Origin of the sequence: Solibacillus sp., assembly GCF_040273735.1 — a bacterium.
Taxonomy (GTDB): domain Bacteria; phylum Bacillota; class Bacilli; order Bacillales_A; family Planococcaceae; genus Solibacillus.
The window spans coordinates 332706-349656 of sequence record NZ_JBELZM010000001.1; the positions used below are offsets into that span (position 1 = coordinate 332706).

Here is a 16951-nt window from a genome sequence, read left to right on the forward strand (position 1 = left end):
CAACATGTTATTAATCGATTTTTTAGATGAAACAAATGAAGTAAAAGAAACCCACTTAGAACTAGTGGAAAAATTACTCCAGCATGCAGCGGAGCAGGAAGGAATCGAGGATGGCTCGGAAGTGTCGGTTACGTTTGTGACAAATGAAGCGATCCATGAAATTAACCGTGAATACCGTGATAAGGATCAGCCTACTGATGTTATTTCTTTTGCATTGGAAGAAATGGGTGAAGGGGAACTGCAAATTATCGGTGAAGGGATTCCGCGCGTTTTAGGAGATATTATCATCTCGACAGACCGTACACGTGAACAGGCAGCCGAATATGGCCATACGTTTGAACGTGAGCTTGGTTTCTTGGCTGTCCATGGCTTTTTGCACCTGCTAGGCTATGATCATATGACACCGGAAGATGAAAAAGTCATGTTCGGGAAGCAAGATGAGATTTTACAGTCATACGGCCTAGGTCGTGATATGAATGAACGTCCGTAAATTTTTTCGTTCTTTTCGTTATGCAATGGAAGGACTGGTTACGGCAGTACTCGAACAGAATCTCAGATTTCACTTAGTGAGTGCCATCGTTGTCATTATGGCAGGATTCGTGACAGGGCTATCGATCGTCGAATGGTGCATCATCATTTTAGTCATAGCTTTTGTCATAGGAACAGAGTTAATAAATACAGCAATCGAGCGTGCAGTGGATTTGGCATCACCGGAAATTCATCCGCTCGCCAAGCAGGCAAAGGATGTTGCGGCAGGTGCCGTACTTGTTTTTGCGCTCGCAAGTGTTATAATCGGACTACTCATATTTTTACCAAAATGGTTTTAAAAATAATGTTTTGGGGGAACCAAAGATGAACATGGAACAATTAATGGAACAATCTAAAATTGCACGTGAATTTGCTTATGTGCCATACTCTAAATTTAAAGTAGGTGCGGCTTTATTAGTTGAAGATGGTACAGTGTACAATGGCTGCAATATTGAGAATGCAGGTTACAGCATGACAAACTGCGCGGAACGTACGGCGTTTTTCAAAGCAGTGTCAGAAGGCAATATGAAATTTAAAGCGCTGGCGGTCATAGCAGATACACCGGGTCCATGTTCCCCATGCGGAGCTTGTCGACAAGTAATGAGTGAATTTTGTGCTCCGGATATGCCCGTCTACTTAACAAATATGAATGGTGACGTTCAACAAACAACAGTAGGTGAGCTGATCCCGGGTGCATTTAATACGGAGGATATGAAAAATGCAGGAAAATAAAGGATACAAATCGGGCTTTGTCTCGATTGTAGGTCGTCCTAATGTGGGCAAATCAACATTTCTAAACCGAGTGATCGGCCAGAAAATTGCGATTATGTCTGACAAACCACAAACGACACGTAATAAAGTACAAGGTGTTTTAACACAACAAAACTCTCAAACGATTTTCATCGATACACCGGGCATTCATAAGCCGAAACATAAATTAGGCGAATTCATGCTGAAAACTTCACGCAACGCTTTGCGTGAAGTCGATGTAATCATGTTTATGGTTAACGCTGAACAAGCGATCGGAAAAGGTGACGAATTTATCATCGAGTTGTTGCAAGGCAATCAAACACCGGTATTTTTAATCATCAATAAGATCGATTTAGTACATCCCGATGAACTGGTAAAAATTATTGATTCGTATAAAGATAAGTTCGACTTTGCGGAAATTATTCCGATTTCAGCATTACAGGGCAACAATGTTGAAAACTTATTATCGACAATCGAAAAGTATTTACCAGAAGGGCCTCAATATTACCCGGCAGACCAAGTAACGGACCACCCGGAACGTTTTATTATTTCTGAGTTGATCCGTGAGAAGGTATTGCACTTAACACGTGAAGAAATTCCCCATTCAATTGCGGTTGTTATTGAGCGCATTAAGCCACATGAAGAAAAAGAGAACATGATTCATGTACAGGCAACTATCATGGTAGAACGCGATTCACAAAAAGGAATTGTTATAGGCAAACGCGGCGCCCTTTTAAAAGAAGTCGGCTCACGTGCCCGCCAGGATATCGAAATGCTATTAGGCTCAAAAGTATACTTAGAGCTTTGGGTAAAAGTTCAAAAAGATTGGCGTAACAAGCAAACGCATTTACGCGATTTCGGATTTAGAGAAGACGAATATTAAGATGTAGCGAAGCACCCATTTTCTTAAGGAAAATGGGTGTTTTTTGATATTATACGTTTTGCGCGTATTGTTCCACATTACGATGAAAAGGTTCTAGTTTCGGGCAGGAAAGTTCTACTTTCGCCATTAAATTTTCTACATTTCCCGGTGAATTGACGAATAAAGTAAGCGCGTTCTACATTTCATTCGTATTGTTCCACATTACGATGAAAAGGTTCTACTTTCGGGCATAAATGTTCTACTTTCACCACTAAACTTTCTCCATTCCCCAACAACGAGGCGAATAAATTCTCCCACCTGAGAATAACATTATTCTTGATTATAGTGAATGTTCTGCTACCATTTAGTAAGGGAATATTTAACAGAAGTAAGAAGGTGAATATATTGAATAATTTAAATAAATTTTTACTGGGTCTTTGGGCGATTTCTCTCGCTTTATTATTTATTGTCATTGTGACCGTCGATCAGAATCAGCCAATTTTGGTTGCAGAAGGTCAAATGAATATTGAAGAGCCCGACCCCTCACAGATAAAGATAGAGAAAGATATAAATGAAAAAAACAAACCTATTAGTGAAACAAAGCTACAGGTCACTAAAGAATCGATTCGTCTTGCAATGACGGGGGATATTTTGCTGCATTTAAGACTAGCGAAATATGATGATTATACTTCATCTTTTTCTGCGGTGATGCCTAAGATGCAAAGCTATGATTTTCTGATTGCCAATCAGGAATCTCCACCTGTCGGCAACGAATATCCATTAAGCGGCTATCCACTTTTTTCGAGTCCACCCCATATTATTCGGGATCTTCAGCATGCAGGAGTTGATTTGGTGACGATTGCCAATAATCATATAGTTGATCAAGGAGAAAATGGTATGCGAACGGTCTTTAACAATCTGGAAGACTATCACATGCCATATGTGGGAGCTTTCAAAAATGAAGAGGACAAATCTGCACAACGCATCATGGAAATCGGGTCGATAAAAATTGGTCTGCTTGCCTATACTTATGGGACGAATGGACTTTATTTACCTAAGGAATCATCCTTTCTTATTAATTATATCGATGAATCGAAAATAAAAGCGGATGTGGAGGTATTAAAACAATCGGTCGATGTAGTAGCAGTATCGATGCATTGGGGATCTGAATATGTTTATGAAGCGAATGATAATCAAAAATATTATGCCAATATACTAAATGAAGCGGGAGCCGATATCATTTTTGGGACCCATCCGCATGTACTGCAGCCATATGAAAAGCTGATTAATCAACAGGGACAGGAGACGCATGTTTTTTATTCGCTCGGTAATTTCTTTTCGACAATTATAACGGTACCAAACACGATGATTGGCGGAATCGCGAGCCTTGATATTACAAAGGAAGGTGACCGGATTTCTATAGATGAACCAGAGCTTTATGCCACTTCTGTATTAAAAGATGCTGACGGAATTTATCGCGTCTATCCATTAAAGGATGTGGAACAGCGCTCTGTAAAAAATCTGCAATGGGTAAAGAAAATCATGGGACAACATGTAACCGTTTATTAAACTTTTCTAGCAATAGTGAGGTATAATAGAGTTACAAAAGAAATAGAAGGATGTGCAACAGATGCTACATAAATGGGAAGGCATCGTTTTAAAGGCGCGTGCTTATGGTGAATCCAATAAAATCGTGACACTTATGACACGTGAAGCTGGTAAAGTCGCGTGTATGGCACGTGGAGCGAAAAAACCGACGAGTCGTTTAGCAGGTGTAACACAAACATTTATGCATGGCTCGTTTTTAGTTCAGCGAACATCAGGCATGGGGACCTTGCAGCAAGGGGAACATTTCAATTCGATGCGTCATATTCAAACAGATATTATGGCGACAGCCTATGCAAGCTACATCGTGGAAATTGTAGATCGCCTCGTTGAAGAAGGCAGACCGGAACCTTATGCTTTTGATATATTAATTCAGGCATTGAATGCAATTGAAGAAGGGTATGATCCTGAAGCAATTACATTGTTTGTTGATTGGAAAATGCTCCCGTTTGCAGGTATCCAGCCGATTTTGCATGCATGTGCAGGGTGTGGGGCTGTTGATGGGGAATTTGCATTTTCATTTACACAAGGCGGATTTATATGTCATCGATGCTTCCATTTGGACCCGTATATTATTCGGTTGTCACCAACGCAGCTCAAGCTGATCCGTATGTTTTATACGGTGCCGATTGAGCAAGTCGGCAAGTTGGAATTAAAGCCGCAAACAAAGCAGTTTATAAAAAAAATTGTGACGACAATTTATGAAGAGCAAACAGGAATCCGTCTGAAATCACGCAATTTCATCGAACAACTGGAACGCACACCGTTACTGCAGCGTGAAAAGAAAGAAGAAGAATAAAATTATTGCCTAGGAAATAAAGCGAGTTGAAAGTGCGTAGAATCGCGCAGACTCGCTTTCTTCTATTGAGGAGGGAAATAATGCGTCAATATGAAAATAAGCAACTAACCGTTTTTCAAAGTGTTTTGTATCAAACGACATCAGCGGTAATCAAAACAAAGCAGGCATTAATCGTAACCGATCCTAACTGGCTGCCGAACGAAATTGCCGAAATAAAAGCCTTTATCGAGTCGATTATTGAAGATCGGAAATTATATATTATTTATACACATAGTGATTATGATCATATTATTGCAGCAGGTGCTTTTCCGAATGCGACAACAATTGCCAGTGAAGCTTTTGTTAAACGAATAAATAAAGAAGAAATATTGGAGCAAATCCGTCAGTTTGATGCTCAGTACTATATTGAAAGAGATTATCCTATTATTTATCCTCACATTGATATCGTTATAAAAGAAGATGGCCAAGCAATTGAGCTGCAGGATATAACGTGTAGCTTTTACTTATCGCCAGGGCATACGGCAGACGGATTATTTACAGTGGTGGAGCCGAACGGAATTTTGTTGGCTGGGGATTATTTATCGGATGTCGAGTTTCCTTTTATCGAGGATTACGATGCTTATTTAGCAACACTCCAAAAGGTGCAAACAATTATATCTGATAAAAAAGTTGAAGTTGTCGTGCCAGGACATGGGACAACGACCAATAATCGAGATGAAATTCAGAAACGAATTGACGGATCGTTATTATATTTAAATAATTTATCGGATGGTAGTATTGATGAAACAAAACTGCAAAAGCTTTATCCGTTTTATAAGGGTTTACAAGAAATGCACGAATTAAATAAAAAAGCTGTAAACAAAAGCCAAAGAATTTAAGTGATCATACTTAAATCTTTGGCTATTTTTGTGCAAATCTAGCTGTTTGCCAGTCCATTTATCCGTTCCAGTACTCTTCGCTTGCGATATAGCATCATGCCTGCCTCGGCAATATCTTCAATCATCGACTTATTAATAAAGGCACCGAAAATCATTCCTGCAACAGGAATCATTTGAAAGAGCTTTTTCATACCGAAGTTATCCCGGTACGTAAAGAAGACTTCCTGCCAACCCTGTAACTGAGAAACCATATTTTCTGCAGCGTTCGGTTTTTCATAATGTTGTGCCAGTTCATTTAATATCGCTTCTTTGCCAACAACATCGGAAGACGCAAATTGCAGACATTTCACGATGAAAATACGCTCGGCTTTTTCATTTGGATCATAGCCATGGATCATCGCGATTTCCTGCAATGTTTTTAGTGCAATCCCAAGAATGACGGGGATATCGAGTGCCAATGTAAACACTCCTCCAAAGCCGGTAGATGCTCCTTGTACCGTTGCAACCTTTGCACGGTTTTTCTGCAGTTTTTCACTCAGTTCCACCATATCTTCAATTGGCATTTGTCCAATATCCTCCAATGTGGAAACCGAATGCAGTGTATGTTTTTGAATATGACGCATCATCGATTTTTCGTTTACTAAATATTTTCCGCCCGTTTGGACATAGCTCACCAGCTCGTCGATCAAGACGGAAATTTTCTCCTGAATGAATTTCGGTGTTAATTTATCGAGTATTTTAAAAGGGATACGGCCAATTTTCTCCCAAAACCATAAACCGCTTTGATCTTTTTCCCATAGTTGGATTGCTAATAAGTGATTTTCTAGCTGCTGTTGAGTTTCCATGAATCGCCCTCCCAATGGACATGTTCCTTATTTTACGTTCCATAATGAAAAAGGTTTCAGTGAGTCACTCGAATTGTGTCAACAATGGGATGATATCTTCTTTTAACCGTTCATAAAATTCTTCTTCAAGCTTTAGGTATTGATGATGGTGTATGTGTTCAAAAAGAGTGAACATATTCTCGATCTTTTCTTTGGAAAAGCGGAAGTGATGATTAAAATGGTCGCGCTTATTATTGTCGCTTAAATGCATATAGCCCCGGATGATTGTAAACAATTGATTGTATTTTTTATTTGCCAGTTTATAAGCATCGCGGCTTAAACGACCAAGTGCATTGCTCGGATCGTCAAACTTTCTGTAGAATAACTGCGCTTCACGATAAGTTTCAAGTTTCATGTTCGCCGTGTAGAGGATGTGGTGCTGTGTGCGGTGTTCAGGGCATTCAAAGTGGAGTATTGCTTTTACGAGATGTGAAATTTTATCAAACGTCTCTAAAGGTAGGTCGGTTTTGTCCTTTAACTGAAAAAACATAAAATCCCCTCCAACTATTGCTTTTTTAGATTATAACCGGTTTTTACATAAAATGTCTAAATGTTAAATAAATAACAAATGGATTATGAGTCTTCTTATGAATGCTAAATTCTCGATAACGCAAAATTTTTCTGTAAAAAACAATGATATTGTACAAAAGTTTTGACAATTCAGAAAAATTTACTTTATAATATCGTTATTAGAAAGTTGTTACACAATATGCGTAATTGGAGGTAAAGTTATGAATCTACCGAATATACAATTTACAGAAGAACAGAAGCAATTTAGACAGGAAGTCCGTAGTTTTTTAAAACAACATATTGAAAAGGGGACATTTGAAACACGGTGTGACTCATGGCTAAGTGGTTCTGATCCTTCTTTTTCTAAACTGGTGGCAGAGCAAGGTTGGATCGGAATGACATGGCCGAAGCAATATGGCGGCAGTGAGCGAAGTACAATTGATCGCTATATTTTAACGGAAGAATTTTTGGCATTTGGTGCGCCGGTAGCTGCACACTGGTTTGCGGATCGTCAGACAGGACCATTGCTATTACGTTTTGGTACGGAATATCAGAAGGAATTTTTCTTGCCGAAAATTGTGAAAGGAGAATGCTTTTTCGCTATTGGGCTAAGTGAGCCGAACAGTGGTTCTGATTTGGCGTCTGTTGCAACACGTGCGGAAAAAGTGGATGGCGGCTGGATTGTAAATGGTGCAAAAACCTGGTCCAGTAATGCCCATGATGCACATTACATGGTGACGCTCATCCGTACAGAACCATTAGGAGAAAAAAAGCATGAAGGTCTTTCACAATTCATTATCGATTTAAAAGGTGAAGGTGTGACAATTGCACCAATTCGTTATTTAACTGGTGAACCGCATTTTAACGATGTCTACCTGGATAATGTATTTGTTCCGGATGAGATGGTAGTGGGGACGCTAGGTAACGGGTGGAAGCAAGGTTTGGCAGAGCTTGCATTTGAACGCAGCGGTCCTGAGCGAATTTTAAGTACATTTCCTCTACTAAATGAGGTAATTGAACAATTGAAGATTAAGAGAGATCTAATTGGTCTGGAAGAAGCGACGAAGCTCGTAGCAGAACTATGGTCATTACGCAACTTATCGATCGGGGTTGCAAAAGTATTGGAAGAAGGCGGAGAAGTTGCCATACCGGCAGCACTTGTAAAAAGTATCGGCACAAAGTTCGAACAGAAAATTCCTGAGATCATCCGTCTGTTGCTAGATGTTTATCCACACTTGCAAAGCAGCAATAGGGTTGAGCGATATTTGGCTGAATCTATTTTACATGCACCTGGCTTTACAATACGTGGTGGTACATCAGAAGTTATGTATGGAATTTTAGCGAAGGGGGTTATTGCACAATGAGCGAAGTTAAAGAAATGGTCGTTGAAGTAGTTGAAAAAATATTTAAGGATAAAGTTGAAAAAGAAACGGTCGATCTTTTGGAAGAAAATAAGTGGGCTGAAGATGTTTGGCAGCTGCTGCTTGAAAATGAACTGCATCATGTAGCGGTAAGCGAAGATGATGGTGGGGCCGGTGGGGATGTTGAAGATTTATTTGCACTGTATTTCCTTGTAGGAAAATATGCGGCACCTGTCCCGTTTATTGAACATACGTTAGCCAATTTTTTCTTACAGCAAGTGGACTTGAAAGGATTTGGGCAGTTAACTACGTACAGCATTACAAACCCGCTGCAGTTAAAGGATAATGCTTTAAGCGGTACTTTAAAGCATGTCGGGTGGGCACAGTATGCGGAAAAAATTGTGACGGTTGCCCAGGAAGGTTCACAGCATTTTATCGTTGTTGCCGATTTAAAGGATGCACTGCTGAAAAATAGCACAAACTTGGCAGCCGAACCACGTTCAGAAGTTGTATTCGAAAATTTGAAAGCGCTTAACAAACTGCCGATAACCGCAAATCAATATGACGCATTTAAAAAGTTTGTTACAGCGGCATCTGTCAGCAAAATGAGCGGAGCCCTAACAACGGCATTCCAGCTAAGTATTCAATTTAGTAAAGAACGGGAACAGTTCGGTCGACCAATTCACCGATTCCAACTTGTACAGCAGCATTTGGCGAATATGGCAGGAGAACAGACGCTTATGACAGTGGCCGTCAATAATATCCTAACATTATTAGCTGATGGGCGAGAAGAAAACGAAGTAGCTTATGCGCGTTTGAGGATGGAGGATGCGAGTCGTACAGTGGCAACTTCTGCTCATCAGGTACATGCCGCGATCGGTGTGACACATGAACATCGCCTTCATCATTATACCCGCCGCTTATGGGCTTGGCGTGACGAGGAATTTACCGCACGTTACTGGAAAAAACAGTTGGCACAGCAACTGCTGGAAACAAAACTCGACTTGTGGGAAAGCATTACAGATCAAGTAGAAACGCATGTACATGCATAAGGAGGAAAATTAATGACGGATTTATTATTTGAAGTGAAGAATCATATTGCAACAATTACACTGAATCGTCCTGAAAGTTTAAATGCATTTAGCGAAGAAATGATCCTTTCTTGGATCAAAGCATTAGAGGAAGTGCGAGACAATGATGACATTCGGGCCGTTATTTTAAAAGGGAACGGTAAAGCATTTTGCGCAGGCGGTGATATAAAAGCGATGGTGGCAGGACAGGGCTTTTACCATAGTGAAGAAGATATTACTTCAACAGCACTGGCCCGCAAAAATTCTTTATGGAAAAAAGTGCAGCGCGTACCTTTATTGCTTGAAGAAATAGATAAGCCGGTCATTGCGCAGATGCACGGCTTTGCAATGGGTGCAGGACTTGATATGGCATTGATGTGCGATATCCGTATTGCTGCACAATCTGCAAAATTCTCAGAAAGTTATATTAATGTAGGGATTGTTCCTGGTGATGGCGGCGCTTACTTTTTACCTCGCCTTGTCGGCATCGATAAGGCACTTGATATGCTGTGGACTGCGCGTGTCCTAACGGCAGAGGAAGCGAAAGAAGCGCGTCTTATTACATTTATTGTAAATGATGAGGAACTGGAAAGCTTTACACAAAGTTATGCAGAAAAATTGGCGAATGGGCCAATTGAAACGATTAAAATTATAAAACGGGCTGTTTATCAAAGCCAATCAATGAGCTTGCGTTCATCACTTGACTATATTTCATCAAAAATGGGCTTAGTAACAGAATTGCCATCATACGAAGAAGGGGTCAAAGCAATAGTGGAAAAACGAAAAGCCGTTTTCAAATAATACATGAGCAAATGGGGGACGCGGATGAAGAAAATATTTCTCGCAATAGTTTCAATCGCTGCTATGTTACTAGTAGGTTGTCAAAGTAATGTTGAGCGTTATGGGGAGCCGCTTATTTTTACAACAGGTACAACAACAGGTGTTTTCTATTCACTTGGAGCTGGAATTTCGACAATGTGGACAAATGAACTGGAAAAGCGTGTCGCTTCACAGGCATCGAATGGAAGTATAGAAAACTTGAATTTAATGCGTAAAGGTGAAGCGAATATTTCATTTACGACGGTGAATATTGCCTATGAAGCTTACAACGGTGTTGGAAGCTTCGAAGGTAAGCAATATGAAGACGTTCGAATATTAGGAAACCTATATCCAAATATTAGTCATATTATTGTGAAAGATGATGAGAAGTACAATTCGATTGAAGATCTAAAAGGAACAAGCTTCGTATTCGGAGCTGCGGGAAGTGCGACTGAGGTAGAATCCCGCCTTGTCCTTGAAGCACATGGTATTGGAGAAAATGATATTAAAGCAAACTATGTCGGCTTCACTGAAGCGACAGATTTAATGCGAAATGGTCAAGTGGAAGGTGTCAATATTTATACAGGTGTACCGGCAGCCGCTGCGACAGAGCTGATTTCAACGGTAGACTCAAAAGTATTAAGCTTTTCTGACAGCGCCATTGCCCAGTTAGTAGAGGAATATCCTTGGAATTTTGCTTATACGATCGAGCCAAACACTTATGATAAACAGCCGGAAGCGATTCAAACTGTCGGTCAGTACAGCACGATTGTAATTGACGAAAGTGTTAATGAAGAAACCGTCTATCAGTTAACGAAAGAGCTGTGGGAAAACTTGAGCTCACTGCAGAAATCATACAGTATTGTAAAGCAGTTCAGTCCGGAAAGTGCGGTTGCGGGAACGGCGGATATACCGTTGCATCCTGGATCGGAGCGCTACTATCGTGAAATTGGTGTGATCGATTAAAAGTAAAGTACAAGGAGGGGACGGTATGGCAGAAAAAGTACTTGAGAAAGATGAAATTCAACAATTAATGGATCTTGAAGATAAAAATATTAACTCACGTAATTATGTTGGTATATTTGGGAAAATCGTGATCGGTGTTGCGATTATCTGGTCAATATTCCAAATATATATGAGTAGTATCGGTGTAATGGAAGCGACAAAATTTCGTGCATGGCATTTAGGATTTTTACTCTTATTCAGCTTTATTTATTATCCTGCTACAAAGAAAAGTGTAGGGACGAGAAAATTGCCTACGTGGTTTGACAGTGTTTGTATTACTTTATCAATTTTCGTAACGCTTTATTTCGTAATTGTATACGATATTTTAGTTCGTGATCGTGCAGGTGAAAATACGATTCTTGATCTATGGGTCGGCGGAATTGCCATCGTATTGTTATTTGAGGCAGCACGTCGTGTTGTCGGCAATGCGCTGACATTAATAGCACTGTTTTTCCTTGCTTATAATTTCTTTGGTGCCTATATACCGGGAATTTTGGGACATTACGGATTTAGCCTTGAGCGAATCATCAATATCATGTTCTGGGGCGGGCAAGGTATTTTCGGAACGGCTCTAGGTGTATCGGCAACGTATATTTTCATATTCGTCCTGTTCGGCGCGTTCTTGAAAAACAGCGGGTTTTCAGATTTCATCAATGACTTGGCACTGACAATCGCTGGACGTACAGCTGGCGGACCTGCTAAAGTAGCAGTTTTTGCAAGTGCATTGATGGCGACAATCAGCGGGAGTGCTGTTAGTAATGTTGTAACAACGGGTACGGTTACCATCCCAATGATGAAAAAGGCAGGGTATTCGAAAAAATTTGCCGGTGCTGTAGAGGCAGTTGCCTCGACAGGCGGATTAATTGCACCGCCGGTTATGGGTGCAGCAGCCTTTATTATGGCTGAGTATTTAGGTGTAGCGTATTCGGTTGTTATGCTGGCAGCGGTCGTACCAGCAATACTTTATTATTTAACATTGTTTATGATCGTACATTTTGAAGCGAAAAAAATGGGGTTATCGGGTATTTCTAAAGAAAATATTCCGGTAGCAATGCAAGTTCTGAAAAATGGCGGGCACTTATTAATTCCTTTATTCATTTTATTGTTTATGCTGTTTGCAGGTTATTCGCCGTTATATGCGGCAATCTTTGCCCTATTTTCAATCGTACCGACAGCAGCCATTCGCCAACATACACGCATGAACTTGAAAACGGTTATTGATTCTGTTGTTGAAGGGGTCAAAGGAGCGATTAGCGTAGGGATTGCCTGTGCAATCGTCGGAATAGTTATTGCGACAATCACGCTAACAAGCATCGGCTTGATCATCGGTAACAACGTATTAAGTTTTGCTGGTGACAGTGTCATGCTTGCAGCTATTTTAACAGCGGTAATCAGTATCGTATTAGGAATGGGAATTCCGGCAACAGCGGCATATATTATTGTTGCAACAATTTCTGTGCCGATTTTAACACAATTAGGCGTACCAGCGATTGCAGCCCATATGTTTGCCTTCTACTTTGCTGCTTTATCAAGCATTACTCCTCCAGTAGCATTGGCTCCGTATGCCGCAGCAGGTATCGCTGGTGAATCTCCGAATAAAGTATCGTTTGAATCGGTTCGTCTCGGCTTGATTGGTTTTATTGTTCCATTCTTCTTTATCTTTAACCCGGCGCTCCTTCTAACGGGCGGGACAATCGGAGAATATATTTTTGCGGCAATTACAGCTTGTATTGGCGGGGTATCAATTGCAGCAGGCATTAAAGGCTATTTATTCCGACACACTTATTTCATCGAACGTCTTGCCTTCTTCGGTGCAGGTATTGCATTAATGGATACTACGTTAATTTATAATCTTATCGCTTTAGTAGTAATTGCAGTTGCAGTTGCGACACAAATCGTATTGAAGCAGCCTGAACGGAGCATAGAACCGTCGTTAATAAAAGAGTAGAAGAATTGAGGTGATGGGGATGCGCCCATTAGATAATGTTAAAATATTGGATTTATCGCGGGTGTATGCTGCACCGGCAGGAACGATGATTTTAGCGGATTTAGGTGCTGAAGTCATCCGGATCGAGCATCCTGCGGGATCGGATAGTATGCGTGGCTGGGGACCTTTTATAAATGGTGAAAGTACGTATTATATTTGTGCGAATCGTAATAAAAAATCAATTACATTAAATTTAAAAGACCAGTCCGATAAAGAAGTGCTGCTAGATTTTGTAAAAGAAGCGGATGTCATCATCGATAATTTTAAAGCGGGCGATATGAAAAAAATGGGACTCGATTATGAGGAGCTAAAGCAAATTAATCCACGGATTATTCAATGCTCGGTGACCGGATTTGGTCAGACAGGTCCGCTTTCTGCAGAGCCGGGATTTGACCCCGTTATTCAGGCAATGAGCGGTTTAATGGATGTAACAGGACATTCTGATGGGGAAGCGACTAAAGTAGGAGTGCCAATTGCGGATATTTTAACATCCCACTATGTCGTAATCGGAATATTGTCTGCACTAAGGATGCGTGACATGACAGGCAAAGGCCAATTTATAGATCTGGCACTGCTTGATGTGCAAATGAGTTCCCTTGCAAATGTTGCAAGCGCGTATCTAAATACCGGTTTCAAGTCGAGCCGTCTTGGCAACCAGCATAATAATGTAGCGCCGTATCAAGTGTTTGAATGTTCGGATGGGCCGCTCATGTTCTGTGTCGGCACGGAAGATCAGTTCAAAAAGTTTTGCGAAATGATTAATCGCGATAGCTGGGTGACAGATGAGCGCTTTAAAACGAATTCGTTGCGCAAACAAAATGAAGTTGTGCTGGCAGGCTATATTTCCGAAATTACAAAAACGAAAACACGTGATGAATGGATCGAGCTCTTGCAGAAGTATAAAATTCCTGGAGGACGTGTGAATACTGTGGAGGAAGCGTTTCAGCAGCCGCAAGTAATCGCGCGAAATTTAGTAGGCGAAATCGAACATCCATCATACGGGACAGTGAAATTTGTAAAAAATCCTTTACAGCATTCAGAGCTTAATATTTCCTATGATTGCGGGCCACCGCAGTTAGGGGAGCATACGGAAAACCTGTTGAAAATTAATAAAAACTAGTTATACGGTAAATGTTCGGGTGAGATTTACAGATTATCAATTGAGTATTGTTTGAACAATAGTTTGATTTCTACTGTCGGAAAAGATAGGTGAAAAGTTTGTATGACTTTTAACATAGCCCCTTCTTTTTTAAATTGACTAGTTTTGCTACTATTAGGAAAAGGGGGGCTTTTGGATGGAACAACAGAAATTTGAAAAAATGTATTTAATGCAAACCGTACAAAAAACAATAGTAATTTTGCGTGCTTTCACGAAAGAACAGCCAAAGCTTTCTTTAACTGAATTAAATAAAAAGACAGGAATCGGTCTATCAAGCTTGCAACGTTTTGTTGCTACATTAGTATATGAAGGTTTTTTAATAAGGGATGACCGGACAAAGCAGTATCAGCTTGGTTTATCGCTAATTCACTTGGGGAAGCTTGTTGAGGAGGAATCAAGTATCATTACGATTGCCCAGCCAATTCTTCAGCAGTTGAACAAAGTGACGAAAGAAAGTATTTCGATGAGTATTATTGACGGCAATGAGCGCCGCTGTATTATGAATATCGAAAGTTCGTATGCTTTGTCGGCACGCAATCATGTCGGGGATACATCACCGTTATACGCGGGGGCCTCTGCAAAATCATTGCTGGCTTTTTTGCCGCAGGAAGAAATTGATCAATATTTGGATGAAGTGACGATGGAACATGTAACGGAAAATACGGTTGTCGATCGTGACCGGCTACTGGAGCAATTGCAGGAAATTCGGAATCAGCAATATGTTTTTACCAGGGCTGAGCGCATTATCGGAGCCTGTTCGTTCAGTACAGCGATTATTTCAAACGGGCGGCCGGTTGCATCGATTGCGATTATCATTCCGGAGGCACGCTTTGATGAAGATCAGTTTGAGGAATTACGTGAACTTATTTTGCGTGCAAAAGTCGATATTGAAAAACAGCTGAATAAATAAAACAATCCAACCGGGTGAAAAATCGGTTGGATTATTTTTTGTTAGAAAGAAAAAAACACTTTCTGCTCAAATCGAACAGAAAGTGCCTTGTGAAATTAGAATTGTAGATGTTTCTCGATATAAGCTTTTACTTCAGCGATCGGCATACGGATTTGTTCCATTGAATCACGGTGACGTACTGTTACTTGACCGTCTTCTTTTGAATCGAAATCGTATGTGATACAGAATGGCGTACCGATTTCATCTTGGCGGCGGTAACGTTTACCGATAGATTGTGACTCATCGAAATCAACCGGGAATGCTTTACGTAAATCAGCCCAAACGTCGCCAGCTTCTTCCGATAATTTTTTAGAAAGTGGCAATACAGCTGCTTTAAATGGTGCTAAAGCAGGGTGGAAGCGTAAAACTGTACGAGTGTCGTCGCCTTCTAATTGCTCTTCTTCATAAGCGTCGCATAAGAATGCCAATGTTACACGGTCTGCACCTAATGATGGCTCGATGCAGTACGGTACGTAGCGTTCATTTGAAACTGGATCAATATAAGTGAAGTCTTCACCTGAATGTTCCATATGCTGTTTCAAGTCGAAATCTGTACGGTCAGCGATACCCCATAGTTCGCCCCAACCGAATGGGAAGCGGAATTCGATGTCTGTTGTTGCATTTGAATAATGTGATAGCTCATCATCTTCATGATCGCGTAAACGCATTGAATCTTCTTTCATGCCTAATGCAAGAAGCCAGTTTTTACAGAACTCTTTCCAATATGAATGCCACTCAAGGTCTTCACCTGGTTTACAGAAGAATTCAAGTTCCATCTGTTCGAATTCACGAGTACGGAATGTGAAGTTACCTGGTGTAATTTCGTTACGGAAAGATTTTCCGACTTGGGCAATACCAAATGGCATCTTTTTACGCATTGAACGTTGAACATTTTTGAAGTTTACGAAAATACCTTGTGCTGTTTCCGGGCGCAGGTAAATTTCGTTAGATGAAGACTCAGTTACACCTTGATGCGTTTTGAACATTAAGTTGAATTGGCGGATATCTGTGAAATCGATTTTTCCGCAGTCCGGACAAGCTACTTCAAGCTCTTCCATTTTCTCTTTCATTTGATCAAAAGTCATACCGTCGACGATAATTTCTTTGCCTGTTTTTGTTAAAGAAGCATCTTCAATCAATTTATCTGCACGGTGACGCGCTTTACATGATTTACAGTCGATCATCGGGTCATTGAAGTTACCTACGTGACCAGATGCAACCCATGCTTTTGGATTCATTAAAATAGCAGCATCCAAACCTACGTTGTGTTCAGATTCCTGAACGAATTTTAGCCACCAAGCTTTTTTTACGTTGTTTTTAAGTTCTACACCAAGTGGACCGTAATCCCAAGTGTTTGCTAAACCACCGTAAATATCAGATCCCGGAAATACGAATCCGCGGTGTTTTGCTAATGATACAATTGTCTCCATTGATTTTTCTGCCATGAAAAAAACCTCCTATAAATATTTAATCAATCATGCCTCGGCATAATTGCGTCCAGATTTTTAGACCCACAGGATGTGGGTCAGTCAGCCGTTGTCACAGAATGTGACGTATTTAGGCTGACTTCTTTTTTCATCTAAAAAAATCTGTGACATCTGCCAGAGCTTATTTTTATTCAGCGAGTGTATAAACACTCGCTGAATAAAAATAAAAGCACCCGTCTCCGGGCACAAAAGCTCTGCCCGGGGACGAGTGCATCAAGACGATGTACCCGCGGTTCCACCCCGCTTGTTTTTAAATAAATAAAAACCTCTTTTATAAAAATAGCTCAGGGGCGCCGTT

General features: G+C 40.6%; 17 protein-coding genes. 14 read left to right on the plus strand and 3 right to left on the minus strand.

The genetic code is table 11. The features are described 5' to 3' along the window. Positions 1-4: 4 nt before the first annotated feature. From ybeY to ABS917_RS01630, 7 genes are all read left to right on the plus strand, one after another. Positions 5-490 carry an rRNA maturation RNase YbeY gene (ybeY, locus tag ABS917_RS01600; protein WP_350477365.1) on the plus strand — a complete coding sequence of 162 codons (486 nt, stop codon included), beginning with the start codon at positions 5-7 and terminating at the stop codon, positions 488-490. Then, on the plus strand, positions 477-827 hold the full coding sequence (locus ABS917_RS01605) for a diacylglycerol kinase family protein (protein ID WP_350477366.1): 351 nt from the start codon (positions 477-479) through the stop codon (positions 825-827). Before ybeY ends, ABS917_RS01605 begins: the two co-directional genes overlap by 14 nt. A gap of 25 nt (positions 828-852) precedes the next feature. After that, positions 853-1260 carry a cytidine deaminase gene (locus tag ABS917_RS01610; protein WP_350477367.1) on the plus strand — a complete coding sequence of 136 codons (408 nt, stop codon included), beginning with the start codon at positions 853-855 and terminating at the stop codon, positions 1258-1260. Further along, a complete protein-coding gene (gene era / locus ABS917_RS01615; protein ID WP_350477368.1) occupies positions 1247-2161 on the plus strand; it encodes a GTPase Era in 915 nt (304 codons plus the stop codon). Before ABS917_RS01610 ends, era begins: the two co-directional genes overlap by 14 nt. A 375-nt stretch (positions 2162-2536) precedes the next feature. Then, a complete protein-coding gene (locus tag ABS917_RS01620; protein ID WP_350477369.1) occupies positions 2537-3709 on the plus strand; it encodes a CapA family protein in 1173 nt (390 codons plus the stop codon). A gap of 61 nt (positions 3710-3770) precedes the next feature. After that, positions 3771-4544 (plus strand): DNA repair protein RecO, encoded by a 774-nt coding sequence (gene recO / locus ABS917_RS01625; RefSeq protein WP_079525613.1) that lies wholly within the window; start codon positions 3771-3773, stop codon positions 4542-4544. An 80-nt stretch (positions 4545-4624) separates the two neighbouring features. After that, a complete protein-coding gene (locus ABS917_RS01630) occupies positions 4625-5422 on the plus strand; it encodes an MBL fold metallo-hydrolase (protein WP_350477370.1) in 798 nt (265 codons plus the stop codon). Between the two features lie 38 nt (positions 5423-5460). Here the strand turns inward: ABS917_RS01630 and ABS917_RS01635 are convergent, their stop codons facing one another. Further along, the gene (locus ABS917_RS01635) at positions 5461-6267 is read right to left on the minus strand and encodes an EcsC family protein (RefSeq protein WP_350477371.1); all 807 of its coding nucleotides are present in this window, start codon (positions 6265-6267) and stop codon (positions 5461-5463) included. A gap of 64 nt (positions 6268-6331) precedes the next feature. Continuing rightward, positions 6332-6796, minus strand: a complete 465-nt coding sequence (locus ABS917_RS01640; protein ID WP_350477372.1) for a hypothetical protein — start codon at positions 6794-6796, stop codon at positions 6332-6334. Between the two features lie 241 nt (positions 6797-7037). Here ABS917_RS01640 and ABS917_RS01645 point away from each other — a divergent pair, with 241 nt between their 5' ends. The 7 genes from ABS917_RS01645 (at position 7038) to ABS917_RS01675 (ending at position 15127) form a co-directional block, all read left to right on the plus strand. Then, a complete protein-coding gene (locus ABS917_RS01645; protein ID WP_350477373.1) occupies positions 7038-8180 on the plus strand; it encodes an acyl-CoA dehydrogenase family protein in 1143 nt (380 codons plus the stop codon). Then, positions 8177-9229 carry an acyl-CoA dehydrogenase family protein gene (locus ABS917_RS01650; protein WP_350477374.1) on the plus strand — a complete coding sequence of 351 codons (1053 nt, stop codon included), beginning with the start codon at positions 8177-8179 and terminating at the stop codon, positions 9227-9229. Before ABS917_RS01645 ends, ABS917_RS01650 begins: the two co-directional genes overlap by 4 nt. Before the next feature lie 12 nt (positions 9230-9241). Then, a complete protein-coding gene (locus ABS917_RS01655; protein WP_350477375.1) occupies positions 9242-10048 on the plus strand; it encodes an enoyl-CoA hydratase/isomerase family protein in 807 nt (268 codons plus the stop codon). 24 nt (positions 10049-10072) lie between these two features. Continuing rightward, entirely contained in the window at positions 10073-11032 is a 960-nt protein-coding gene (locus ABS917_RS01660) for a TAXI family TRAP transporter solute-binding subunit (protein ID WP_350477376.1), read from the plus strand. A 25-nt stretch (positions 11033-11057) separates the two neighbouring features. Continuing rightward, a complete protein-coding gene (locus tag ABS917_RS01665) occupies positions 11058-13019 on the plus strand; it encodes a TRAP transporter permease (protein WP_350477377.1) in 1962 nt (653 codons plus the stop codon). Positions 13020-13038: 19 nt separating this feature from the next. Next, on the plus strand, positions 13039-14178 hold the full coding sequence (locus tag ABS917_RS01670; RefSeq protein ID WP_350477378.1) for a CaiB/BaiF CoA transferase family protein: 1140 nt from the start codon (positions 13039-13041) through the stop codon (positions 14176-14178). Between the two features lie 175 nt (positions 14179-14353). Next, positions 14354-15127 carry an IclR family transcriptional regulator gene (locus ABS917_RS01675; protein WP_350477379.1) on the plus strand — a complete coding sequence of 258 codons (774 nt, stop codon included), beginning with the start codon at positions 14354-14356 and terminating at the stop codon, positions 15125-15127. 95 nt (positions 15128-15222) lie between these two features. On the opposite strand, the gene ABS917_RS01680 is transcribed toward ABS917_RS01675, so the two are convergent. Continuing rightward, positions 15223-16611, minus strand: coding sequence for a glycine--tRNA ligase (locus ABS917_RS01680; RefSeq protein ID WP_350477380.1), 1389 nt, complete (start codon positions 16609-16611; stop codon positions 15223-15225). Positions 16612-16951 lie beyond the last annotated feature (340 nt).

Excerpts from the sequence above, each read along its gene's own strand:
- ybeY (WP_350477365.1), top strand. The coding sequence starts at position 5 with ATGTTATTAATCGATTTTTTAGATGAAACAAATGAAGTAAAAGAAACC.
- ABS917_RS01605 (WP_350477366.1), top strand. The coding sequence starts at position 477 with ATGAACGTCCGTAAATTTTTTCGTTCTTTTCGTTATGCAATGGAAGGA.
- ABS917_RS01610 (WP_350477367.1), top strand. The coding sequence starts at position 853 with ATGAACATGGAACAATTAATGGAACAATCTAAAATTGCACGTGAATTT.
- era (WP_350477368.1), top strand. The coding sequence starts at position 1,247 with ATGCAGGAAAATAAAGGATACAAATCGGGCTTTGTCTCGATTGTAGGT.
- recO (WP_079525613.1), top strand. The coding sequence starts at position 3,771 with ATGCTACATAAATGGGAAGGCATCGTTTTAAAGGCGCGTGCTTATGGT.
- ABS917_RS01630 (WP_350477370.1), top strand. The coding sequence starts at position 4,625 with ATGCGTCAATATGAAAATAAGCAACTAACCGTTTTTCAAAGTGTTTTG.
- ABS917_RS01635 (WP_350477371.1), bottom strand. The coding sequence starts at position 6,267 with ATGGAAACTCAACAGCAGCTAGAAAATCACTTATTAGCAATCCAACTA.
- ABS917_RS01640 (WP_350477372.1), bottom strand. The coding sequence starts at position 6,796 with ATGTTTTTTCAGTTAAAGGACAAAACCGACCTACCTTTAGAGACGTTT.
- ABS917_RS01645 (WP_350477373.1), top strand. The coding sequence starts at position 7,038 with ATGAATCTACCGAATATACAATTTACAGAAGAACAGAAGCAATTTAGA.
- ABS917_RS01650 (WP_350477374.1), top strand. The coding sequence starts at position 8,177 with ATGAGCGAAGTTAAAGAAATGGTCGTTGAAGTAGTTGAAAAAATATTT.
- ABS917_RS01655 (WP_350477375.1), top strand. The coding sequence starts at position 9,242 with ATGACGGATTTATTATTTGAAGTGAAGAATCATATTGCAACAATTACA.
- ABS917_RS01660 (WP_350477376.1), top strand. The coding sequence starts at position 10,073 with ATGAAGAAAATATTTCTCGCAATAGTTTCAATCGCTGCTATGTTACTA.
- ABS917_RS01665 (WP_350477377.1), top strand. The coding sequence starts at position 11,058 with ATGGCAGAAAAAGTACTTGAGAAAGATGAAATTCAACAATTAATGGAT.
- ABS917_RS01670 (WP_350477378.1), top strand. The coding sequence starts at position 13,039 with ATGCGCCCATTAGATAATGTTAAAATATTGGATTTATCGCGGGTGTAT.
- ABS917_RS01675 (WP_350477379.1), top strand. The coding sequence starts at position 14,354 with ATGGAACAACAGAAATTTGAAAAAATGTATTTAATGCAAACCGTACAA.
- ABS917_RS01680 (WP_350477380.1), bottom strand. The coding sequence starts at position 16,611 with ATGGCAGAAAAATCAATGGAGACAATTGTATCATTAGCAAAACACCGC.